Genomic DNA, 21,767 nt, shown 5'->3' on the forward strand with positions numbered 1-21,767 from the left:
CTGCCGGGAGCCGGTCAGGGCTTTGGCTTGTCGTCCCACTCATCGCTGAGAATCCGGCGCGAGTCGCCTTCGGGATCGTCATACTGGTTGCTGCGCACCGTGTAGAAAAAGGCCGCAAGCCCAACCGTGCCGAGGATCAGTGAAATCGGGATCAGGTAGGCAAGGACACTCATGAGTTCAGTACCAGTGTTGCAGGCGCGGGCTCAGCGCAGCCGCAGCGCGTTGAGGGAAACGGTTATGGAGGAAGTAGACATCGCCAGCGCTGCAATCAAGGGCGTCGCCAGCCCGGCGATGGCCAGCGGCACAGCGATCACGTTGTAGAGCGTGGCAATGCGGAAGTTTTCGCGGATGCGGCGGGTGGCCTTCTGCGCCACACCGCAGGCCTCGGCTATGGGCTCAAGGTCCTGGCCAAGAAGCACGATGTCGGAGGCCACCCGTGCCGCGTCCAGAGCGGAAGCCGGAGAAATGGAGACATGCGCCGCCGCCAGCGCCGCGGTGTCGTTGAGGCCATCGCCCACCATCAGCACCTTCTTGCCCTGGTCCGAGAGCATCCGGACCCGGGCGGATTTGTCCGCAGGCAGCGCCTCGGCCACCCATTTGGCGATGCCGAGCCGCTGGGCCAGGCCCTCTACCGCGCCGGTGGTGTCGCCGGAGATCAGCAGCACATCCTTGTCTGCAGCTCTCAGCGCCGCCACCGCCTCCGCCGCGCCGGGGCGCAGAGCATCGGTGTACAGGAAAGCCTTTGCACGCCCGGCTCCGGTATCGAGCCAGGCCGCCGTCTGGCTGCCCTGCTCTGCGCCGACCCAGGCCGCCCTGCCGAGCCGGACACGGCTGCCGCGGTACAAGCCTTCGGCGCCGTAGCCGGGCACCTCGGTGATGTCCTGAACGCTGGCGGGCTTGATCCCGGCCTTCCGCGCGGCGCGGGACAGCGCCACCGACAGCGGGTGCGAGGAGCCTTCGGCCAGCGCCAGGGCAATCTCCAGATCCGCGCGGGCATGGTCGCCCAGATTGGTGATTTCCGGCGTGCCGGCGGTCAGCGTGCCGGTCTTGTCGAAGACGACGGTATCCACCTCTGCCAGCCGCTCCAGCGCGGTGGCGTGCTTGATCAGCATGCCCTTTTTGAACAGCCGCCCCGAGGCGGCAGTGGTGACCGCGGGCACGGCGAGGCCCAGCGCGCAGGGGCAGGTGATGATCAGCACCGCAGCAGCAATGTTGAGCGAGGTGCGGATGTCGAAGGTGTAGAGATACCAGCCGGTAAAGGCGAGCGCCGAAAGGATGTGCACGCCGGGCGCGTAGAGTTTCGCAGCACTGTCAGCCAGCGACGTGTAGCGGGATCGGCCGGATTCTGCGATCGCGACCAGGTCGGTCATGCGGTGCAGCGAGGTATCCTCGCCCACCGCGGTGGCCCGGATGGTCAGCGGGCCGGTGAGGTTCACTTCACCGGCAGAGACCGCCAGGCCCGGTTCCGCAAAAACCGGCAGGGTTTCCCCGGTCAGCAGCGAGCGGTCGAGTTCGGACTGGCCTTCCACGATCTCGCCGTCCACCGGCATCCGCCCGCCCGGGCGCACCAGGATCAGATCGCCAATGGCCAGATCCGCCACCGGCACCTCGTATTCATCCCCGTCCAGCAGCCGGATAGCGCGGGGAACCTCCAGCGCCGCCAGTTCTTCAGCCGCCGAGCGCGCCACGGCGCGGGTGCGGTAATCGAGGTAGCGGCCGGCCAGCAGGAAGAAGGTCAGAGTCAGTGCCGCATCGAAATAGGCGTGCTCGCCCGACAGCAAGGTCTCCCACAGCGAGGTTGCCAGCGCCAGCACCAGGGCCAGCACAATCGGCACATCCATGTTGAGGCGCCTGACGCGCAGGGCGCTCCAGGCGTTGGCAAAGAACGGCTGAGCCGAGAAGATGATCGCCGGGAAGGTGATGGCGGCGGAGATCCAGTGGAACATGTCGCGGGTTGCGTCCGAGGCCCCGGACCAGACCGAGATCGACAACAGCATCACGTTCATCGACGCAAAGAAGGCCACCGCCAGCCGCATCAGCAGGTCGCGGCCCATCTTGTCGTTCTGGGTGGCAGCCAGAGCCGCGAGATCCAGCTCATGCGCCTCATAGCCGATGCCCTCCAGCACCGGGATCAGGTCAGCAGCACGCAAATCCGGCTCTGCCTCGATCAGCGCCCGTTTCAGGGTCAGGTTCACCCGCGCCGAATGGATGCCGGGATGGGCGTTCAGTTCCCGCTCCACCGCAGAGATGCAGGCCTGGCAGTGAATGCCCGGCAGGGACAGCGCCAGCCGCGCCTCTGTAGGCACCTGCTCCGCACCCTCATGCGGAGCGGCGACGCAGGCGGGACAGGCGGCAAGCGAGGGGCGGAGCTGGGCGGTCATGGCGGTCAGCCTTTCACATGCAGGATCACCCGCTGGGTGAACTCGGTGCCGTCCGTGGCCCTGGCCACCATGCGGATGTTCCAGTTGCCCGGCCCCAGATCGGCCGGCGCCACATAGGCCTGGCCGTCAAAGGTGAATTCCGGTTTCTGGTCGTCCTGAACATGGGTTGCCCGGCCGAGCGTTGCGCTCAGCTTGGCGACCTTCACCGGATTTCCATCGGCGTCGGTGATCTCCAGCTTGACCTGATCCCCTGCCGAAGAAGCATAGACCGACCAGCCCAGCGCCTCCTGCGCTGAGCGGCGCTGGTCGAATTCCTGGCTGGCGACATAGGAGTTCTTCACCTCCAGCCCAGGAAAGGTTTTCACCGCATTGACCGCCAGGATGATGTTGACCCCGATGATCACCGCAAAGGCGCCGCCGAACAGAAGGATGGCGTGCTTGCCGGTAAATTCGCGTTCGCGCTTGGCCATGGTTCAATTTCCCTTGCCGTTAAAGCTGGTGTCCTTGTAGGCCCGTTCCCCGTTTATCAGATCCTCGGCCCAGATGCGAACCGGGGTGGTGCCGGTGTGCGACGGCGCCGAGCCCTTGGAGGACACGATATAGACCCGCTGCAAGAGAGCCGTATCAGCCGGCACGTTCACCGAATGATAGACCGTGCCTTCCAATTGCAGGCGCATTGCCGGGTCGCCCTTGATCGACAGTTTGAACACCCGGTCCTCGCCGTGCTTGTTGCGCAGGCGCACGTCATAGGTGTTGCGGATCGAGCCATCGGACAGCGTCACATAGGTCGGGTTGCGTTCAGGCGCGACGGTCAGTTCGATGTCGGAACGGATGAACAGCGCAAACAGCAGCCCCACACCGACCAGCGACCACAGGCTGGTATACATGATGGTGCGCGGGCGCAGGATGTGCTTCCAGATATTCTTGGGCGGCTGACCGCTCCGCTCCAGCGTCTCGTCCGACAGCGCCATATAGTCGATCAGTCCGCGCGGCTTGCCGATCTTGGCCATCACGTCGTCGCAGGCGTCGATACACAGCGCGCAGGTGATGCATTCCATCTGCTGACCGTCGCGGATGTCGATCCCCACCGGGCAGACGTTGACGCAGGCCATGCAGTCGATGCAGTCGCCCTGCCCTTCGGCCACCTGGCCCTTCTTCAGCTTGCCGCGCGGCTCCCCGCGCCATTCGCGGTAGCCGACGGTCAGCGTGTCCTCGTCCATCATTGCGGCCTGGATGCGCGGCCAGGGGCAGGCGTAGATGCAGATCTGCTCGCGTGCGAAACCGCCGAACAGGAAAGTGGTCGCGGTCAGGATCAGCATGGTGGAATAGGCGATCGGGTGCGCGTTCAGTGTCACCAGGTCATAGGCCAGCGTTGGAGCATCGGCGAAATAGAACACCCAGGCGCCGCCAGTGGCGAGGCCGATCAAGAACCAGGCGGTCCATTTGGTAACCCGCAGGCGAGCCTTGCGGAAATCCATCTTCTTCTGCCGGTGCAGGCGTAGGCGGGCGTTGCGGTCGCCCTCGATCCAGCGCTCCACCAGAATGAAAAGGTCGGTCCAAACAGTCTGCGGGCAGGCATAGCCGCACCAGACCCGGCCCAGCGCAGAGGTGAACAGGAACAGCCCCAGCCCCGCCATGATCAAGAGGCCCGCGACAAAGTAGAATTCGTGCGGCCAGATTTCGATCCAGAAGAAGTAGAACCGGCGGTTCGCCAGATCCAGCAGCACCGCCTGATCCGGCAGCGACGGTCCGCGGTCCCAGCGGATCCAGGGGGTCAGGTAGTAGATCCCCAGTGTCACCGCCATGATGTACCATTTCAGGTTCCGGAACTTGCCGGACACGCGCCGCGGGAAGATCGGCTCTCTGGCGGCGTAGAGGCTGGGGGCCGGGTTGGAATCGCTCACGGACTCTCTCCGTCTTGTGGCAGTGTTGCCGTCCTTGTCACAGAAGCAAAGTGCCAGAACTTTGACGTGGATCAAAAAGCGCATCACACAATCATGTTTTCCGGCCGGCTTTTGCACCCGGGAACGGCAAGCCGCCACCTATGCCTGAGCTTGCGGCCCCGCCAGAGGCAAGTTGCCGCAGAGGCGGAAAACACACCCGGTTGCCGCCTTTTCCACCTGCCCCCTTCCGCAAGCCTGCGCGCAGGTTTTTGAGAATTTCTCAATTGCGCCGGAACTTTCCCGGACGGTGCGGGTTGGGTGGCTGTATTTCAGGCGCGCTGAAGTGCGGAACACACAGGAGATCAACCAATGAAACACCTTATGCTTTCGACTTCGCTGATTGTTGCTGCCGCGGTTCCCGGTTTTGCCGGAACCGGGAGCAGCGCGTCCGGCAGTGCCGGGGCCGGTGCCCAGTTTGAAACGCCTGCAGGCGGGGCCGCTTTCGAAGCTGGCGTTATGGGCGAAGCCAAGGCAGAAAGCACGCCGCTGCAGCCCGGTTCTGAAGCCGCAGACAGCCCGCTCAGTGCCGGCAGCGCATCCGAGGGCGGGTTTTCAGCCCTGATCCCTGACGCGGACGGGCCTGCGATGGAGCCCCTGGGCATGAATGAGGTGACGGCACAAGCGCTGACGGGCGCGCCTGCCTATGACGCCAAGGACGAGCACATCGGCGAGCTGTCGCAGGTTGTGGTGAACACGAACGGCGGTGTTGAAGCGGTGATTATCGATGTCGGCGGCTTCCTGGGCATCGGCGAGAAGCCGGTCGAACTGTCCATGGGGGATATTGAGATCATGCAGGCCGAAAACGACGTGCGCGTCATCACCCATCTGACCCGCGAACAGCTGGAAGCGCTGCCCGATTACTGGCCTGGCTAAGCCACCGGATTCATGAGGGTCTTCCGGCCCTTATGAGGACTGCCGCCTGATGGCCAGCCCGGCTTCCGGTTTCCTGCCTCGTACCGGCATCCCAGGCGGGCATCAGACCCAAGCGGCCTGCAGGACCGGGTTCCGGATCGGAGCCCGGTCTTTTTGCGCCGGGGGCACGCGGAAGGCCAAAAAGACCGGCACGCCGCGGACAGAGGAAATGCAGCGCGCCCCGCGGAGCGGCGTGACCACCGCCATGGCCCGGGACCGCCCGCACAGCCGGAAGCGAATAATGCCCCAGTTCTTCCGCAAACCGGCTGACAGTGATGCCGCCGCGGTTTCTGCAGGCCGGGCTGCCGGTTTCCTTCTGCACATGTTCAACGGGCTGTTTTTCCGGTGTCATATGTCCCCTCTGGCGGTTGCTCCGGCTTGAAAACCAACGCCTTGGCAGCACTGCGGTTCCACCTGCCAGAAATCCGCAAAAATCCGCCTATGCGCCTGTGCAACCTCAGCTTTTCAGGCTGAACCAGGAACCTTTGCTCAGCCCCGTGCGTTCTGCCAGTGCATCCCCGAGCGGGACTTAACTGGAAAGGAACATCGACAATGAAATATCTGATCCGCACCACCACCCTCGTTGCTGCCATGGCCACTGCGGTTTCGGCCGGGTCCATGGTTTCCGACATTGACGTGACTGCCGACCTGAGCGCGATCGAGAACCTCCCCGCGGCGAAAGTCTGGACCAGCCTTGAGACCGACCTGGAAACCGCACTGGCGGAACAGCTGGCGGGCCAGATCGCCGAGCCTGATGCCGAAGAGGCCGCGGAAATCCATGTCGAGATCGACTCGGTTGCGCTGGCCAGCAACTTTGAGCAGGCACTGGGTGTTGGCGAATGGGTGCTGAAAGGCGATGTCGACATCGATATGGCCGACGCATCCAAGGACATGCGGTATGACTTGACCGTGTCCGCGGATCAGCTGAACGCCTACTACCCCGAGGGTACCGATCCAGCGATTGTGACCGTCGACAGCGATCTGTTCTACAACGCCATCATCGATGCCTTTGCAGGCAATGTGGCCTCGAAGCTCAAGTAAGGAGGCCAGCATGCGTATCCTGACAGCCTTGCTGGCACTGGCCGGATTGGCCGCCTGCGAAACCGCTGAAGGTTTCGGCAGGGATGTGTCGAACCTTGGCGATGAAATCACTGAGGAATCCCAGGAAGCGCAGTAGAGGTTTAGAGCGTTTCCCTTAGCTTCAATGACCCGGCGCAGCACTGCGCCGGGTCTTTTCTTAACCCTGGCCGGGTTGGATTTCGAACCGTTCTGCCTTCCGGCTGCGACCCCGCCGGCGTCAAACGATGTCTTCAGTTGCGCCCGGCAAGGGCTGCTGCAGCTCTGCCATCCTGTCCGGATCATGCGGCACCAGCAGCCCGCGGCGGGCTTCCGGGCGGCGCACCTGGTTGCGGCGGATTTCACGCTGCCACCAATCGGCGGCGCGTTCCGGGTCCAGCGCCTGTTGCGGCAGGTCCTCCTGCCACCAGTGCCGGGCCAGCGCCTGCCAGAGCTGCGCGACCCGGTCCGGACGGGTGATCCGCAAAGCCGCCTCGGTGTCCCAGCGCATCGACCGGCCGTTCAGATTGGCTGAACCGACCATGGCAAAGTCCTGGTCGGTGATGAGCGCCTTGCTGTGCAAATAAATCAGCGGAGAGCCGGCCAGCGTCGAGGGGGCGTCCCGGGCGGCCATGCGGCGCTGCACCGGGCTGGCGATACAGGCGCGGGAGCCGAAGGCCGCGCTTACCGTCTCAAGCGCTTCGGCCTGCAGCGCCATGCCGTAACGGGCGTCGAGCTCCTCATTTCCGTCGAACGCGACATCTTCCGGCAAGCCCGGCAGGATCAGGATCAGCGACAAATCAGGGTTGCCGCGGGCGACGTCCGCCAGTCCGCGGGCGATGACGCTGGAGCGCAGAAACTGGGTTTCCAGATAGATCATGCGGCGGGCGCGGGCAAAGGCGGCCAAGTGGTCTTCCTCTATTTCGCGCAGAACGGTTTTCGGCGACAGAGCCCAAAAGCCCGCGCGGCGCGGAACCGACAAGGTGCGGCGGATGTGCTTGCGGGCAGGCGGCGTTCTGCGCCCGGCGATATCATCCAGAAAGCTGTCGAGATGATCTGCGGCTTCTTCAGCTTCGGGGCCGCGCAGCAGCAGCTGCACGTCTGCCCATGTTTTGAACGCCGGCTGATCGTGCGCGGCGGTGTCATACCGGCGGCGGTTCTGGTCCAGCCCGCCGATGTACAGAACCTGGCGGTCGATCACCGCAACCTTCTGGTGATGCGAGACGGGATACAGTTGCGGCAGGCCGGTTTCCGCGGCAGAGGGCCGCAGCCGCTGCGGCAGTTTCCGCAGTTTCCGCAGCACGAACGGCGAAAACGCCAGCCGCGGCAGAATACCTGCCCGGGCCGGATGCAGCGCCGCAGTCACCGACAGCCGCACGGCTTCTTCCCGCGAAAGCCCGGCGGCAATCTCTCTGGCCTGAGCGAGCGTGTTCTGTGCGGCGGCGTGCAGCGGGGCAGCCATCACCGGGTCAAAGTCGCTTACGATCAGACGGACCTGCACGCCGCGCCGCAGGGCGGCGGCGATCAGCTCTGCCCAGGTCTCTCCTGCTTCCCTGGCCTCCGGGCTGAGCAGCCGGGTGGCGAAGTCGAACAGGCGGAAGCTCGCCGTGAATTCCTGCCTGGCCTCCAGCACAGCGCGCTCAAATGCGGGCCAAGCCTGTTCCGCCGTGACCAGCACTGAAAATTCCGGGCAGCTGACGCCATCAGGCTGCGGGTTCTGCTGTGTCATGATCCTGTTCTTTGTCATGTGCGGCTGGCGGCACCGCCCCGGCAACAACGGGAAATCCCAGCCGGTAGGTGTAGCCCGCCTCGGTCTCGTGCGTGCTGGCGGCGCCATCCAGCTGTGCCGCGAATGCACTCATCAGCCTTGCCCCGATGCCGGTGCCCTGGATGCCGTCACCCTCCGTGACCAGCGGCTGCCCCTTGGTGTTGGTGATTTCAAGCTCCAGCCAGTTTTCCGCTGTTTCATGCAGGCGGACATCTATTCGCGGGCGCCCGCCTTCCGGCACTCCCAGGTATTTGACCGCATTGGTCATCGCCTCCGACACCAGCATCGAAAGCGTGACACCCTGATCCTGGCTCAGCGGCACGGGCGCCAGGTCGGTTTCGATCACGATCTCCTGCCCCGTTCCGGCGTTCATCGAACCGATTTCCGCGATCAGCTCCCGGATCAGGTCGCGGCTGTCCACGGTTGTGATATCCGGGTTGGTGTTCAGGTTGCGGTGAATGGTGGCCAGCCCCCGCACCCGGCGCTGCAGCTGTGACAGCATCCGGCGGGCCTCGGGCGTCTGTGCGCTGCGGCCCTGCATGTTCATGATCGAGGCAACCAGCTGCAGGTTGTTCTTGACCCGGTGGTGCACCTCGCGCAGCAGAACTGTCTTTTCCTCAAGGTCCAGTTCGCGCCGACGCTCGGCCTCGCTGAGGATGACAACCATCCTGTTGAAGGACTGCTGTGCCTCCTCGAACTCGCGCGGCGGGTTGGCGAGTTCCAGCTTGGGATCTTCACGCTCGCCCAGCGCATAGCGGCGCATAGCCCGGCGCAGCGCGCTGAGGTGGCGTATGACCATTTGCTGCAGGCCGAGGAGTGCCACGGACATCCCCGCCAGCCACATGAGCACGGGAAAAGCGACGGTCATCAGCGAGGCCGGGTTTCTTGCTGCAGTCATGGCATTTTCCACCGGCCAGCTGCCGACCACCGACACCTGACCGGGAAGAATCTCCGTTACTGCAAAAAACCGTTCGTCGCCGGAACGGTCATCCTCAAAGAAGGTCTCCCCGGTGCGGTCCAGCAAATCCCGCCGCGGCACAGATACCGGCAGCACCTGAGCGGCCTGCTGCTCCGGCACGCTGGAGGACAGGATTTCCCCCTGGGCGTCGACGGTGACAAACTGAATTCCCCTGTCGGACCAGTTCTTGCCGGACCGGACCGCGGACACCCTGTGCGGGATGGCAATCGACACATAGCCCAGCAGGATGCCATCGCGCTGCACCGGGCTGGTGGCCAGCAGGAAAGAACCGCCTTCCCCTAAAAGGTTCCGGCCCAGGGCAAACGACAGTTGCGACGTTTGCCGGGCCTTCAGATACATCCACCGCTCGGAGACGTCCCGCACCTTGCCGTCTGAGGCGCATGTCATCCGGCCTTCCGGTGTGATGAAGGCGGCAAAGGTAAACGGGTTCTGGCCTTCGGTAAAAGCCCGAAGCAGGTTCCCGCAGGCGCGGCGGTCTTCAAAAACAGGCAAAATGGCCGCTGCGACGCCTTCTGTCGCCCCGCCTGCCCGCTGCAGCAGCTCGCGCTCCCTGGCCGCGGCCCTTTCGGTGCGGTCCAGCAGGGAGGCATGCGACAGCCGGGTGGCTTCCTCCACCACCGCATTGGTCTGGTACAGAGCGATCAGGCCCAGCGGCAGCAGCGCAAATGTCATCAGCGCTGCGAGGCGGGCCAGCAGCCCGCCTGCCTGCAGCCGCGGCATTGAAATCATGCGGCGCTCTGCTGAGCGACAATCCCTGCTGTGACAGTGTCGGTCAGCTCCATCTGGCCGTCTTCGTCCAGGTCCATCAGCTCCGCCAGGCGGGCACGGGCGCGGTTCACCCGGCTTTTGATGGTGCCGGTTTTAACCCCGCACATCTCTGCGGCCTCATCGTAGGAAAAGCCGCTTGCGCCGACCAGCACCAGCGCCTCGCGCTGCTCATCGTTCAGCTGGGCGAAGGCAGCATTGAAGTCGCGCATGTGCAGCCGCCCGTCATGATCGGGTTTCTGCGCCAGGCTGCCGGACAGCGCACCGTCTGCATCTTCGACCTCGCGCTTGCGCTTGCGGCGCAGCGAGTAAAAGGTGTTACGCAGGATCGTGAACAGCCAGGCGCGCATGTTGGAGCCGGCTTCGAATTTCTCGATGTTGGTCCAAGCTTTGACCAGCGTGTCCTGTACCAGATCATCGGCAGTGGCGCTGTTGCGGGTCAGGCTTATTGCAAAGGCCCGCAAAGCGCCCAGGTGATTGACCAGGTCGTCTCTCGGATCGGCCAGATTATCAGTCATTTGAGGTGTGCTCCTCTGACTGTTTCGCTTTTTCTTGGGTCTCTTTTTCCTTCAGCTGCTTCAGCAGGTCGGTGAATCTGTCCGGAACAGGCTCGCTCGCGACCTTATCGAAGGCGCGCTTGAGATTTTCATCGATTTCGCGGTCGGCCTGTTCATTGCGGGGCCGGGCACGTTGTGGCTGTGTCATGCGATCCATCAATTTTTTGCGCTGTTTCTGGAACCAAACGCGCGGCGGTGCGTATAGTTCCATATATATTGTAAAAAAAGGGAACGTCGCACAATGACCGCTCAATCGGGAGAACTGATCGCCAGCCAGATCGGCGCCAACCTGCCCTATCTGCGCCGCTATGCGCGGGCGCTGACCGGCAGCCAGAGCAGCGGCGACAAATATGCCCTGGCAGCGCTGGAGGCGATCCTGGCGGGGGAAGCCGACTATGACAGCGGCCTGTCGCCCAAGGCGGCCCTGTTCCGGGTTTTCCATGCAATCTGGTCCTCCTCGGGGGCACCGGCAGGAGAAGACGAGGGTGATACCGGGCTTGCGGCCAAGGCGCAAAGGCATTTGCGCCAGCTGACCCCGAACACCCGTGAAGCACTGCTGCTGCACACCATCGAGGAGTTCAGTGCCGCCAGCGTTGGCATCATCATGGGGGTCGGTGAAGACGAGGCATCCGAGCTGATTTCGATCGCTTACGAGGAAATGTCGCGCGCCACTGCGGGCCAGATCATGATCATCGAGGATGAGGCGGTCATCGCCATGGATCTGGAAGCCATCGTCACGGGGATGGGCCACAGTGTCACGGGCATTGCCCGCACCGAGGCCCGGGCCATGGAACTGGCGGCCGAGAGGCCTGCCGATCTGATCCTTTCTGATATCCAGCTGGCCGACAACTCCAGCGGCATCGACGCCGTCAACGGCATACTCGGCAGGCATGGCGACCGCCCGGTTATCTTCATCACCGCCTACCCGGAACGGCTGCTGACCGGCGAAGGGCCGGAACCGGCCTTTCTGATCTCCAAACCCTACACCGAGGAACAAGTCCGTTCAGCGGTGAGCCAGGCAATGTTTTTCTCTTCGACAGAAACCCTGAAAGCCTGACGCCTGTTAATCGCTTGCCCTTGCATTTCCCGGGCCGCCGTTGCGGCCCGGGTCTTTCTTTGATCTCAGCATTGAAAACCCCCGGCCGACAACTCAGCCGGGGGTCTCGCTCCACCCTGCCAGACGGGACGGAAGCAGGGCGGCGGGGCATTTTTCATAAGGTCAGGATTTGGCGATTGCGCGCAGCATCCAGGCGGCCTGCTCGTGGAAAGCGGAGCGCGCGGTTGCCAGATCCTCTGTCACGATATCGCGGCGGCGCCCCGCCAGTTCGGCGAGCGCGTGCATCCGCTGGGCGATACGCTCGTGGCTTGCAGCCAGGTCCTGCGCCATTTCGCCGGCGTTGAGCTTGCCGCTGGGATCTTCAATCTTCGAGCGGTTCAGCACCTCGTCCATCCACGACGGCGCCAGATGCCCCAGGGCGCGGATGCGCTCTGCCAAGGCGTCGGCGGCGGTGACCATGTTTTCGTATTGCTCTTCCGTCAGCTTGTGCATCGAATAGAAGGCCGGGCCTTCGACATTCCAGTGGCAAGCATGTGTCTTGAAAACCAGGCGGTAGGTATCCGCAAGCACATCCGCCAGGCCGTCTGCGATTGCGCCGGTGTCTCTGACGCCGGTGTCAACTTTGTCAGGGCTTGGAACGGCGGTAAGTGCGCCAGTCATGGGAAACTCCTTTTGCTGTCTAAAGTTACTCACTTGGGAAGAAACGCAGGCTGCTGCGGATTGTTCCATCCGGCTTGCGGAACGAAACCGGAGCGGCGGCAAAAGGCCGCTGCCAGCCCCACTGTTCAGCGGAAGGTGCCGCGCAGCAGCCGGACAATCACAGCCGCAGCGAACAGAAGCAGGAAGATGTAGAACAGGATCTGCGCGATCCCTGCTGAGGCCGTGGCAATGCCGCCAAATCCGAAGATACCGGCGATGATTGCAACGGCCAGGAAGACGAGTGCCCAGTAAAGCATGCCGTGTCCTTTCGGTTGCGTGTGTCACCGTACTAACCCGCGGCCCAGGGAAATGTTCCATGTGGAGAATTGGGGCCAGCCCGCCGGGCAGGCTGGATCACGCCCTCAGCCAGAAATGGGGCATCCTGCCCCGTCAGATAAGCGGCCGGACATCCGGGGATGAGGTTTCGATCAGCGCCAATTCCGCGAGCGCGGCAATGTTGCGGATCTTCAGCATTCCGTTCTGCCACTCTGCCAGCTTGGTGTCGCGCAGCGTTTTCAGCATCTTGTTGGTATGCACAAGGGACAGCCCAAGCGCATCAGCCAGGTCCTGCTGACGGAAAGGCAGCGGCACGGCATTCTTGACCTCCATGCCGACGGCCTTCAGCCGCTCGTATATCCGCACCAGCGCCCAAGCGATGCGCTGCCGGGCATCTCGCTGCCCCAGAGAGGCAATGGTTTCGCCAAGGAAATGCTCCTCCACCGCGGCAATCCAGGTCAGGTCGTAGGCGCGTTCGGGATGATGCTGGAACAGTTCATACAGCGCGGAGCGCCGGAACACGCACAGCGTCATGCCGGTGGTTGCTTCAACGGAATGCTTCATCTCGCCCATGAGCCCGGCCTGAAGCCCGGCGAAATCGCCCGGGAACAAGAAATTAATCACCTGCCGGCGGCCGTTTTCCAATGTCTTGTAGCGTGTGCCCATCCCCTTGAGCACAGTGAACAGCTGCGGGCTGTTTGATCCTTCCAGCAGGATTGTTGTGCCTGCATCCACCACCATTTCACCGGTTTTGAAGGATTGGGTAAAGACGACCTCCTCGCGCGACATCGGCGTGAAAATGGCCCGTTTGCGCAGCGGGCAGTTCTGGCAGGCGGTCGCAGACATCATCTTTCCCCACTTTGTTTATGTCACAGTTTAATGCGCCCGGAGCCGGAAAGTTCCAAAGTGCCGGGTCAAAGGGGGAGCAAAACAATGGAAACGCTCAACCGCGGCTGCGCGCATGTCTACCTGATTGCGTCCAAGAGCTATCTGGTCACCTGCGATATCTGCGATGCCATACAGGATTTCGATCCTACTGCAGAGATCAGCGTGCAGAAGGGCCAGGAAACCGCCCTCCCGGTGCTGTCAAGATACCGGCGGATTGCAGTGGCTTTCATGGTGTGCGGATCCGAAACGGTTGTCAGGTTCAGGATCGACCAGGCCGTTTGCAGCCGAGGCGGCAGGCTGGTGCTGATGGGCAGCACAGCTGAATCGGAACTGGACAGGCGATCGCCGCGGCTGCAGTGGCCGGTGCTCGCCAGACCGGTTTCAACCCGGATGATCATGGCCCATCTGCTGCCGCGGAACCAAAGGCCCGGGAACAAAACCGGCGTTCCCGGGTTGGTAACCTGACTGCTGCATCTGGCAGCCCCTTAATAAGGAGTAACGACATGCTTGGTTGGGCAATTACATTTCTGGTTATCGCATTGGTTGCAGCGCTGCTTGGGTTTGGCGGCATCGCCGGCGCTTCCGCGGGCATTGCAAAGATCCTGTTCGTCATCTTCCTGATCCTTTTCGTTGCCGCAATGGTGGCACGCGCAGTGAAGGGCAAACCCCCGGTGTAACGCAGGATCGGACACTGCGTTCCGGGGGGGCTGACACCCGGGCATGCAGTACCGGATGGCGGCTTTCCGGGGGGAAGCCGCCATCCGGCTTGTTTGGTCAGAGGCCCCGCCGAAGTATTTCCCGCTGTTGCCGCCAATCCAGGCTCCAAGCCAGCGGCGGCCTCTCACGCACACCTCACGGTCTGTGACCGGCCAAAAGCTTGCCAGTCGGCCCGCAGTCTTTAAGGTTGATTGTGCACGCACAGATCGGAGACAGCCCCATGCAAGATCTCGCCCCCGCCCCCGACCTCAATCCGGGCTCCGCGCAGCCAGACCTGCCCGACAACCCGCCGGGTCTGCACGAACGGGCGCTGCACCTTCTGGCCCGCTTGCTGCCGCTGTCCTTCTTCCGCCGCCCACCCAAGATCATCATCATCGACGCCACCAACAGCTGCAACCTGCGCTGCCCTGTCTGCCCGGTGACGTTTGCGATGAAGCGCAAGCGCGGCATGATGAAGCCGCATGTGTTCCGCAAGATCATCGACGATTTCAAGGACCAGCGCGAAAAGCCCGCAATCTATTTCAGCTTCTCGGGCGAACCCACGCTGCACAAGGACCTGCCGGACTTCATCGACTATGCCCATAAAAACGGCCATGACACCTATCTGTCGACCAACGCCACCCGCCTGACGCCGGAGATGAGCGAGCGGCTGATCCGCTCCGGGCTGGCCCGGGTGAACCTGTGCATGGACGGATTTTCAAAGGAGGCGCAGGAAGCCTACAGGGTCAATTCCGACTTCGATGACGTCAAGGCCAGCATTGAGGAGTTCCTGGCCATCAAGAAGCAGATCGGCTCCAAGTCGCCTGTCACCGTGCTGCAGACGCTGCTGACCAGTTATTCCGAACCGCAGATGGACGAAATGGAGGCCTGGGCCAAGGATGCCGGTTTTGACCGGGTCCGGTTCAAGACCTTCTCGATCGGCTCGTACACCTCTGCCGATCAGAAACGCGAATTCGCGCATTTCCTGCCGCGGCAGAAGGAACTGCGCCGCCACCCGCGCCACACCAGCCATGCCATGTGCACGGTGCCGCTGTTCCAGTCGGTGGTGTTCTGGAACGGCGATCTGGGACTGTGCTGCATCGACTACGACCAGGTAATCCAGCTGCCTAATGTGGAAAAGGACGGCTTCCTCGCCGCCTACCGCTCGGACGAGGCCGCCCGTGCCCGCAAGCGCGGCTTCCTCAAGCAGTTCGGCATTTGCAAAACCTGCTCCTTCTCCAACGCTGAGAACATGGGCATCCGCCGCGACCTGAAGAAATAGGCCGCCGGCTTTCATCTTTGCAAGAATACTCTGGGGTGAAGGCCGCCAGGCCGAGGGGGCAACGCCCCCTCCCCTTTACCGCTGCAGCAAGATCGGGAACCAGTCTTCACGCAGGCGCTGGCCAGGCTGCATATCGTGGCCCGGGAACGGCGGCGATGTGCGGCCCGGGCGCTCCACATAGCGGGCATCGTCGCCCACCAGCCGCAGCGAGAATGCGCGGCGGCGCGACGTGGAGGTATTGCCGCGCGCACCGTGCAGGATCTTGTAGTTGAAGGCCACCGCATCACCCGGCTGCATCGGGTATTCCAGCACGGTCATGCCTTCGGCATCCGGGTCCGGGACCGGCATGTACTGGCCCTCATCCGGGAAGAAGTCCTCTTCCGACACCCAGCGGGTCGGCAGCACTTCCTTTTCCCATTTGTGCGAACCGGCCACACATCGCAGGGTGGCCTCCTTCACTTCATCCAGCGGCGACCAGAAGCTGATGGTCTGTTCGCCTTCGACAAAATAGTAGGGACCGTCCTGATGCCACGGGGTCGGCATCGAGGTGCCTGGCTCCTTGACCAGCACATGGTCATGGAACATCTGCACCGAGGTGGATTTCATCAGGTCGGCGGCAATTTCTGCGACAGGGGACTCTTGAATGGCCTGCTGGAACTCCGGGATCCGGGTCCAGTTGCAATAATCGTCAAAGAAGCGCCCTGTCTGGCCTGCCTTTTCGTTATTCGAGGCATAGGGGCCCGGGTTGTCCATGTTGGCGGCGACGCCCGCACGCAGCAACTCGACCTGCTCCGCGAACAGCCCGCGGATCAGGACCACACCGTCGCGCTGGTATTGCTCGACATGTTCCGGGGTGATGAGGGGGTGGACCATTGCTGCCTCCGCTGCTGAATGATGCATTTCTGATGCGCCCTTCCTGCCGCGGCACTGGCATAGTTTCAAATCATATCTTTCTAAGATACCCTTCAGCACATGTTATACCTCACCTTGCGCCACTACGAATACATCTGCGCCGTTTCCAGGCACGGCAGCCTGTCGGCCGCGGCCGAGGCCGTGCATGTGAGTCAGCCTGCCCTGTCCGCAGCCCTCAGCCGGATCGAAGACCATTTGGGCCACCCGCTGTTCCTGCGCCGGCGCGGAGCCGCTTTGTCCCTTACCCCGCAAGGGCGGCTGTTTGCAGAGAAGGCGCAAATGCTGCTGGATCAGGCCGCCCAGTTGGAAGACCCCAAGGGCGCTGGAGCCGGGCAAAAGCGGCTGGTGTTGGCGTGTTTTTCGGACCTGGCGCCTTTCCTGCTGGCACCGGCGCTTAAAGCCCTGCGCGAGGCTATGCCCGAGATCGAAATCAGCCACCGCGCCTGCGGGTTCGAACCCTTGATCACGGCCCTCACCGAAGGTGAAGCAGATCTGGCAATCACTTATGATTTGGGACTGGATGCCGCGTTCAGCCGGATTGAGCTGGACCGCTATGTGCCGCACGCGCTTGTGCCCCCAGGACATACGCTGGCCGAGCGCAGCGGCCTTACCCTTCAGGAACTCACAAAATTCCCGCTGGTGCTGTCGCAAGAGGGGATGTCACTGCAGCATATGCTGGGGCTTTTCAAAACACATGGGCTGGTGCCGCGGATCGCGCACCGGGCGGATTCGCTGGAGCTGCTGCGCAGCCTGGCAGCCAATGGCGAAGGCGTTGGCATCAGCTACAGCCTGCCCCCCGGCGGGATGAGCTATGACGGCAAACCACTGTGCGCGGTGCGGGTCAGCGATCCGGCAGCGGAAGAGCCTGTGATTCTCGCCGCCCATGCACACTTGCCCGGGACCTCCCTGGCTTTCCAGGCACACGAGATTCTGCGAAACGTTTTAAGCGAAGGAAGATCAGAGCTTGCGCAGGCGGATCACCACGTCGACTGAGGCGATCTCCATCCCTTCGGGCGCTTCCGGAAGCTTGTGAATCACCAGCTCCTGCGCCGGCGCATCGCTCACACGGCCCTCGTCCTCCCAGAAGAAATGGGGATGGTCGTGGGTGTTGGTGTCGAAATAGCTCTTGGAGCCGTCCAGCGGGATTTCCTGCAGCACACCAGCGTCGCAGAAGGCGCGCAGCGTGTTGTAGACCGTGGCTAGCGACACCGCGGCGCCGTTTTTCTTGGCCGCCTCGAACAGGCTTTCTGCGGTGATGTGACGGTGCTTGCCATCGCCCACCAGCAATTCGGCAAGCGCAACCCGCTGACGGGTGGGTCTCAGCCCGGCATCTGTCAGCCAGCGTGTGGCCACTTCTTCGCTGTTTGGCGTCATGAGCAGGTCCTGCGTCGCGTTGCTGACCGTATATATAGGAGCAACACCCGGGGTTTTTCAAATGAAATTCATTCGCAGCTGGCAAGCGCTTTCCATAGCCCTTGTGGCATAATCAGCGCAGGAAGTGACGCGGGGTCCCCTTGCAGGACCCTTTGGCCGGGTGCTACAGGGATCCAGATATATATATACACGAACCTCACGCAGGAGATGCGCCCGGATGGCCGATTACCCCAGCAGCTTTGACAAGGACGATTTGCTGAAATGCGCTCGGGGCGAGCTGTTCGGTCCGGGCAACGCCCAGCTGCCGGCCCCGCCGATGCTGATGATGGACCGCATCACCGAAATTTCCGGCGATGGCGGCGAGCACGGCAAAGGCCATGTGATTGCGGAGTTCGACATCACCCCGGACCTGTGGTTCTTCGACTGCCATTTCCCCGGCAACCCGATCATGCCCGGCTGCCTCGGCCTCGACGGCCTGTGGCAGCTGACCGGCTTCAACCTGGGCTGGCGCGGCTGGCAGGGGCGCGGTTACGCGCTGGGTGTGGGTGAGGTGAAGCTCACCGGCATGGTGCGTCCGGACCGCAAGATGCTGACCTACCGCGTCAACTTCACCAAGGCCGTGCAGACACGCCGCCTGACCATGGGTGTCGCGGACGGCATCGTCGAGGCCGACGGTGAAGTGATCTATCAGGTCAAGGATATGAAAGTGGCCCTGTCCGAAAGCTGATACGCTTCCCGGCAGGACAAAAGTCACAGAAACAGGAGTACGCACATGCGCCGCGTCGTCGTCACCGGTTTGGGGATTGTCTCCTCCATCGGGAACAATGCCGAAGAGGTCGCCGCCTCTTTGAAGGCCGGGAAATCCGGCATCGTTGCCAGCCCGGAAATGGCTGAGCACGGCTTCCGCAGCCAGGTGGCCGGCACGCTGAAGATCGACGTCGCCGAGCATGTGGACAAGCGTACCCTGCGTTTCATGGGCCCCGGTGCGGCCTATGCCCATATCGCCATGAGCCAGGCGATTGCCGATGCGGGCCTCAGCGAGGATCAGGTGATGAACGAGCGCACCGGGCTGGTGGCCGGTTCCGGCGGCCCGTCGACCTCTGCCATGCTGACCGCGCATCAGACCGTGCTGAAGTCCGGCGCCACCAAGCGGATCGGCCCCTTTGCCGTCCCGAAATGTATGTCCTCGACGATCTCGGCGAACCTGGCGACCGCCTTCAAGATCAAGGGCATCAATTACTCGATCACCTCGGCCTGTTCGACCTCGCTGCACTGCATCGGCAACGCAGCGGAGCAGATCATGATGGGCAAGCAGGACGTGATGTTCGCCGGCGGCGGCGAGGAGCTGGACTGGACCCTTTCCTGCCTGTTCGACGCCATGGGCGCGATGTCCTCCAAGAAGAACGATGAGCCGGAGAAAGCCTCGCGCGCCTTTGACCAGGACCGCGACGGTTTCGTGATCTCCGGTGGCGGCGGCATCGTGGTGCTGGAGGATCTGGAGCATGCGCTGGCCCGCGGTGCCAAGATCTATGCCGAGGTGACCGGCTTTGCCGCCACTTCCGACGGCCACGACATGGTGGCGCCCTCCGGCGAAGGCGGCGAGCGGGCAATGCGACTGGCGCTGTCGACCCTGCCCGAAGGCCGCAAGGTGGATTACATCAACGCGCACGGCACCTCGACCCCGGTCGGCGATGTTGGCGAAGTTGAAGCCGCCCGCCGTGTGTTCGGCGAAGGCAACGTGCCGCCGATCTCTTCGACCAAGTCGATGACCGGCCACGCCCAGGGCGCTGCCGGCGCGCTGGAGGCGATCTTCTGCCTGCTAATGCTGGATAACGACTTTATTACCCCGTCGATCAATGTCGACACCCTCGCCGAAGGCATCCTGCCGGGTGAGATTGCCACCAGCTTGGTGGAAAACGCCGGCCTCGACTCGGTGATGACCAACAGCTTCGGCTTTGGCGGCACCAACGGCTCGATGGTTCTTAGCAAGTACAAGGGATAAGCGACGATGGCGGGACTGCTGACAGGCAAACGCGGCCTGATTATGGGCGTTGCCAATGACCGCTCCATCGCCTGGGGCATTGCCAAGGCCATGGCGGATGCCGGGGCCGAGCTGGCCTTCACCTACCAGGGCGAAGCCTTTGGCAAGCGGCTGGAGCCACTGGCGCAGAGCGTCGGCTCTGACTTCATGGTCGATGTGGATGTGACCGACGATGCCTCGCTGGATGCTGCGTTTGAGAAGCTGGCGGGACGCTGGCCCACGATCGACTTCGTGGTCCATGCGATTGCCTACTCGGACAAGTCCGAGCTGACCGGCCGCTTTCTGGACACCAGCCGGGCGAATTTCAAAAACTCGCTGGATATCTCGGCCTATTCCTTCATCGAGGTGGCACGCCGCGCCTACCCGCTGATGAAGGACGGTGGCGGCACCCTGCTGACCCTGACCTACCAGGGTTCGAACCAGGTGGTCCCGAACTACAACGTGATGGGTGTTGCCAAGGCGGCGCTGGAATCCGCGACCCGCTACCTGGCCAACGATCTGGGCCCGGAAGGCATCCGCGTGAACGCAATCTCTCCCGGTCCGATGAAGACTTTGGCCGGGGCCGCCATCGGCGGTGCGCGCAAGACTTTCAAGCACACCGCCCAGAACGCGCCGCTGCGCGACAACGCGACGCTGGAGGCGGTCGGCGGCACGGCTGTCTACCTGGCCTCGGATGCCGGCGCCTGCACCACCGGCGAGATCATCCGGGTCGATGGCGGGTTCCATGTCCTGGGGATGCCGCAGCCGGATCACCTGTGATCAACTGCCCGCAATTTCAAAAGTTGAGGCGCCCTTGCGGCGCCTTTTCTTTTGCCAGCACTTTGCCGTCTGTATTTTATAACGAATCGCATAATAATAACCGGCATTGCAGACGCAGGAGAATTCATGTGCCACTGACTGACCTTGTAACCCCGCCGGATACCGCGTTGTGCGCCGCCGCCGATGAGATGGCACGCATGGCCAGCGCGCCTTTCCTCTACAACCATGTGAGCCGCTCCCATGCGTTCGGCGCGCTGATGGCTCGGAAGATGGATATGACCTATGATCCGGAGCTGTTCTACATCGCCGCCATGCTGCATGATTTGGGCCTGACAGAAGCCTACAAGGGTGATGACCGGTTTGAAGTGGATGCCGCGGATGCCGCCGCGCGTTTTCTTGCAGCACAGAATGTGGAGCAGTCCCGCATCGACCGGGTCTGGGACGCCATCGCACTGCACACCACGTTTTCCATCCCGCAAAAGAAATCGCCGGAAGCAGCACTGGTGCAAATCGGTGCGGGCATTGACGTCGGCGTGATCCCGCACGACAGGATCACCCCGGAACTGATGGAACAGGTGCTTGACGCCTACCCCCGCCTCGGCTTCAAACAGGCCATGGAACAGGCTCTGACCCGGATCTATGCGGAAAAACCGATGACAGCGATGCACAACTTCGGGGCAGATGTGGCCCGCCGGAACGTGCCGGGTTTCCACCAGCCGCATTTCTGCGACATGCTGCACGGCGCGGATTTCCCGGAATGAGCCGGGGCCGCGGGCGCCCGCGCAAGTTCGACGAGACCGAGGTGCGGCAGGCCATCATGCGCTGCTTCTGGGCCAAGGGCTTTGCCGCAACCTCGCTTGACGATCTGGCCAAGGCAACCGGGCTGGTACGGCCCAGTCTTTACGGCGCTTTCGGCGGCAAAGAGGATATGTTTCTGGCGGCGATGGACGATTTTGCGGCCAGAACAAGGGCATACCTGGTTGAAAAGGTGCCCGCAGATGCGCCGCTCGACGCGGCACTGCGGGCAGTCTTCTCGGCGATGCTGGACCTTTACCTGACAGAGGACGGCGGCCGGGGCTGCCTGGTCTTTTCCACCGCCGGGGCAGAGGCGCCTGCGCATCCGCAGATCCGCGAAAAGCTGCTGGAGAAGCTGAACCAAAGCGACGATCAGTTCCGCCGGTTGCTGGAGCGCCATGCCCCTTTGGCCGCACCGCAGAATCTGGAAACGGCGGCGGGGTTAGCCGCCGCGGCTCTTCACTCTATCGGTTTGCGCGCCCGCTCCGGTGCCGCCCGGCCCACGCTGGAAGAGTTCGCGGAAAGCGCGGCAAACAGCATTGCCGCTCTCGTTGACGGCGCCCAGGCAAGGCGAACCGCCGGCTAAGGCCCCTATCACGTTCCCGCCTGACGGACCTGCGCCGCCGG

26 protein-coding genes are annotated in these 21,767 nt (G+C 63.0%); 13 read left to right on the forward strand and 13 right to left on the reverse strand.

The annotated features are described in order from the left end of the window. Nucleotides 1–14: 14 nt before the first annotated feature. From ccoS to ccoG, 4 genes are read right to left on the reverse strand one after another with little or no spacing between them, the layout of a single operon-like run. Entirely contained in the window at nt 15–173 is a 159-nt protein-coding gene (ccoS, locus tag AC58NV_RS11065) for a cbb3-type cytochrome oxidase assembly protein CcoS (RefSeq protein ID WP_222479326.1), read from the reverse strand. Between the two features lie 30 nt (nt 174–203). Further along, nucleotides 204–2,381 (reverse strand): heavy metal translocating P-type ATPase, encoded by a 2,178-nt coding sequence (locus AC58NV_RS11070; RefSeq protein WP_497227175.1) that lies wholly within the window; start codon nt 2,379–2,381, stop codon nt 204–206. A 5-nt stretch (nt 2,382–2,386) separates the two neighbouring features. Beyond that, the gene (locus tag AC58NV_RS11075) at nt 2,387–2,851 is read right to left on the reverse strand and encodes a FixH family protein (RefSeq protein ID WP_366661290.1); all 465 of its coding nucleotides are present in this window, start codon (nt 2,849–2,851) and stop codon (nt 2,387–2,389) included. Nucleotides 2,852–2,854: 3 nt separating this feature from the next. Next, on the reverse strand, nt 2,855–4,285 hold the full coding sequence (gene ccoG / locus AC58NV_RS11080) for a cytochrome c oxidase accessory protein CcoG (RefSeq protein ID WP_497227176.1): 1,431 nt from the start codon (nt 4,283–4,285) through the stop codon (nt 2,855–2,857). Nucleotides 4,286–4,633: 348 nt separating this feature from the next. On the opposite strand from ccoG, the gene AC58NV_RS11085 reads away from it, so the two are divergent. The 3 genes from AC58NV_RS11085 (at nt 4,634) to AC58NV_RS11095 (ending at nt 6,413) form a co-directional block, all read left to right on the forward strand. After that, the gene (locus AC58NV_RS11085; RefSeq protein ID WP_497227177.1) at nt 4,634–5,197 is read left to right on the forward strand and encodes a PRC-barrel domain-containing protein; all 564 of its coding nucleotides are present in this window, start codon (nt 4,634–4,636) and stop codon (nt 5,195–5,197) included. 591 nt (nt 5,198–5,788) lie between these two features. Beyond that, nucleotides 5,789–6,277: a hypothetical protein gene (locus tag AC58NV_RS11090; RefSeq protein ID WP_497227178.1), complete on the forward strand. Its 489-nt coding sequence runs from the start codon at nt 5,789–5,791 to the stop codon at nt 6,275–6,277. Between the two features lie 10 nt (nt 6,278–6,287). Next, nucleotides 6,288–6,413, forward strand: a complete 126-nt coding sequence (locus tag AC58NV_RS11095) for an entericidin (RefSeq protein WP_366661286.1) — start codon at nt 6,288–6,290, stop codon at nt 6,411–6,413. 120 nt (nt 6,414–6,533) lie between these two features. Here the strand turns inward: AC58NV_RS11095 and AC58NV_RS11100 are convergent, their stop codons facing one another. From AC58NV_RS11100 to AC58NV_RS11115, 4 genes are read right to left on the reverse strand one after another with little or no spacing between them, the layout of a single operon-like run. Further along, nucleotides 6,534–8,021: a phospholipase D family protein gene (locus AC58NV_RS11100; protein WP_497227179.1), complete on the reverse strand. Its 1,488-nt coding sequence runs from the start codon at nt 8,019–8,021 to the stop codon at nt 6,534–6,536. Continuing rightward, nucleotides 7,996–9,768, reverse strand: coding sequence for a sensor histidine kinase (locus AC58NV_RS11105; protein ID WP_497227180.1), 1,773 nt, complete (start codon nt 9,766–9,768; stop codon nt 7,996–7,998). The genes AC58NV_RS11100 and AC58NV_RS11105 overlap by 26 nt, the downstream gene beginning before the upstream one ends. Further along, the gene (locus tag AC58NV_RS11110; protein WP_497227181.1) at nt 9,765–10,322 is read right to left on the reverse strand and encodes an RNA polymerase sigma factor; all 558 of its coding nucleotides are present in this window, start codon (nt 10,320–10,322) and stop codon (nt 9,765–9,767) included. The genes AC58NV_RS11105 and AC58NV_RS11110 overlap by 4 nt, the downstream gene beginning before the upstream one ends. Then, nucleotides 10,315–10,572: a NepR family anti-sigma factor gene (locus tag AC58NV_RS11115; RefSeq protein ID WP_366661282.1), complete on the reverse strand. Its 258-nt coding sequence runs from the start codon at nt 10,570–10,572 to the stop codon at nt 10,315–10,317. Before AC58NV_RS11115 ends, AC58NV_RS11110 begins: the two co-directional genes overlap by 8 nt. Before the next feature lie 30 nt (nt 10,573–10,602). Between AC58NV_RS11115 and AC58NV_RS11120 the strand changes: the two genes are divergently transcribed. Continuing rightward, a complete protein-coding gene (locus AC58NV_RS11120) occupies nt 10,603–11,418 on the forward strand; it encodes a response regulator (RefSeq protein ID WP_497227182.1) in 816 nt (271 codons plus the stop codon). Nucleotides 11,419–11,580: 162 nt separating this feature from the next. Here AC58NV_RS11120 and AC58NV_RS11125 read toward each other — a convergent pair whose 3' ends face one another. The 3 genes from AC58NV_RS11125 to AC58NV_RS11135 all read right to left on the reverse strand — a co-directional run bounded on the left by AC58NV_RS11125 (nt 11,581) and on the right by AC58NV_RS11135 (nt 13,239). After that, entirely contained in the window at nt 11,581–12,078 is a 498-nt protein-coding gene (locus AC58NV_RS11125; RefSeq protein WP_497227183.1) for a Dps family protein, read from the reverse strand. Nucleotides 12,079–12,203: 125 nt separating this feature from the next. Continuing rightward, complete coding sequence (locus AC58NV_RS11130) at nt 12,204–12,374, reverse strand: DUF1328 domain-containing protein (protein ID WP_366661279.1); 171 nt, start codon at nt 12,372–12,374, stop codon at nt 12,204–12,206. Between the two features lie 133 nt (nt 12,375–12,507). Further along, on the reverse strand, nt 12,508–13,239 hold the full coding sequence (locus AC58NV_RS11135) for a Crp/Fnr family transcriptional regulator (RefSeq protein ID WP_497227184.1): 732 nt from the start codon (nt 13,237–13,239) through the stop codon (nt 12,508–12,510). 87 nt (nt 13,240–13,326) lie between these two features. Here AC58NV_RS11135 and AC58NV_RS11140 point away from each other — a divergent pair, with 87 nt between their 5' ends. The 3 genes from AC58NV_RS11140 to AC58NV_RS11150 all read left to right on the forward strand — a co-directional run bounded on the left by AC58NV_RS11140 (nt 13,327) and on the right by AC58NV_RS11150 (nt 15,259). Then, nucleotides 13,327–13,746, forward strand: coding sequence for a hypothetical protein (locus tag AC58NV_RS11140; protein WP_497227185.1), 420 nt, complete (start codon nt 13,327–13,329; stop codon nt 13,744–13,746). Between the two features lie 38 nt (nt 13,747–13,784). Next, on the forward strand, nt 13,785–13,958 hold the full coding sequence (locus tag AC58NV_RS11145) for a DUF1328 domain-containing protein (protein WP_260017514.1): 174 nt from the start codon (nt 13,785–13,787) through the stop codon (nt 13,956–13,958). 260 nt (nt 13,959–14,218) lie between these two features. Then, nucleotides 14,219–15,259 (forward strand): radical SAM/SPASM domain-containing protein, encoded by a 1,041-nt coding sequence (locus AC58NV_RS11150; protein WP_497227186.1) that lies wholly within the window; start codon nt 14,219–14,221, stop codon nt 15,257–15,259. 75 nt (nt 15,260–15,334) lie between these two features. Here AC58NV_RS11150 and AC58NV_RS11155 read toward each other — a convergent pair whose 3' ends face one another. Next, the gene (locus AC58NV_RS11155; protein ID WP_497227187.1) at nt 15,335–16,132 is read right to left on the reverse strand and encodes a phytanoyl-CoA dioxygenase family protein; all 798 of its coding nucleotides are present in this window, start codon (nt 16,130–16,132) and stop codon (nt 15,335–15,337) included. A 99-nt stretch (nt 16,133–16,231) separates the two neighbouring features. Between AC58NV_RS11155 and AC58NV_RS11160 the strand changes: the two genes are divergently transcribed. Further along, on the forward strand, nt 16,232–17,164 hold the full coding sequence (locus AC58NV_RS11160; RefSeq protein ID WP_497227188.1) for a LysR family transcriptional regulator: 933 nt from the start codon (nt 16,232–16,234) through the stop codon (nt 17,162–17,164). On the opposite strand, the gene irrA is transcribed toward AC58NV_RS11160, so the two are convergent. Continuing rightward, nucleotides 17,129–17,545 (reverse strand): iron response transcriptional regulator IrrA, encoded by a 417-nt coding sequence (gene irrA, locus AC58NV_RS11165; RefSeq protein ID WP_497227189.1) that lies wholly within the window; start codon nt 17,543–17,545, stop codon nt 17,129–17,131. The two genes, AC58NV_RS11160 and irrA, sit on opposite strands and share 36 nt — an antisense overlap. A gap of 217 nt (nt 17,546–17,762) precedes the next feature. Here irrA and fabA point away from each other — a divergent pair, with 217 nt between their 5' ends. From fabA to AC58NV_RS11190, 5 genes are all read left to right on the forward strand, one after another. Then, nucleotides 17,763–18,272, forward strand: coding sequence for a bifunctional 3-hydroxydecanoyl-ACP dehydratase/trans-2-decenoyl-ACP isomerase (fabA, locus tag AC58NV_RS11170; protein ID WP_039158860.1), 510 nt, complete (start codon nt 17,763–17,765; stop codon nt 18,270–18,272). A 45-nt stretch (nt 18,273–18,317) separates the two neighbouring features. After that, on the forward strand, nt 18,318–19,547 hold the full coding sequence (gene fabB, locus AC58NV_RS11175) for a beta-ketoacyl-ACP synthase I (protein ID WP_497227190.1): 1,230 nt from the start codon (nt 18,318–18,320) through the stop codon (nt 19,545–19,547). Nucleotides 19,548–19,553: 6 nt separating this feature from the next. Then, nucleotides 19,554–20,345, forward strand: coding sequence for an enoyl-ACP reductase FabI (locus tag AC58NV_RS11180; RefSeq protein WP_497227191.1), 792 nt, complete (start codon nt 19,554–19,556; stop codon nt 20,343–20,345). 128 nt (nt 20,346–20,473) lie between these two features. Continuing rightward, nucleotides 20,474–21,106 (forward strand): HD domain-containing protein, encoded by a 633-nt coding sequence (locus tag AC58NV_RS11185; protein WP_497227192.1) that lies wholly within the window; start codon nt 20,474–20,476, stop codon nt 21,104–21,106. Then, a complete protein-coding gene (locus AC58NV_RS11190) occupies nt 21,103–21,726 on the forward strand; it encodes a TetR/AcrR family transcriptional regulator (protein ID WP_497227193.1) in 624 nt (207 codons plus the stop codon). Before AC58NV_RS11185 ends, AC58NV_RS11190 begins: the two co-directional genes overlap by 4 nt. Nucleotides 21,727–21,767 lie beyond the last annotated feature (41 nt).

It is taken from the genome of Leisingera sp. ANG49, assembly GCF_059694505.1.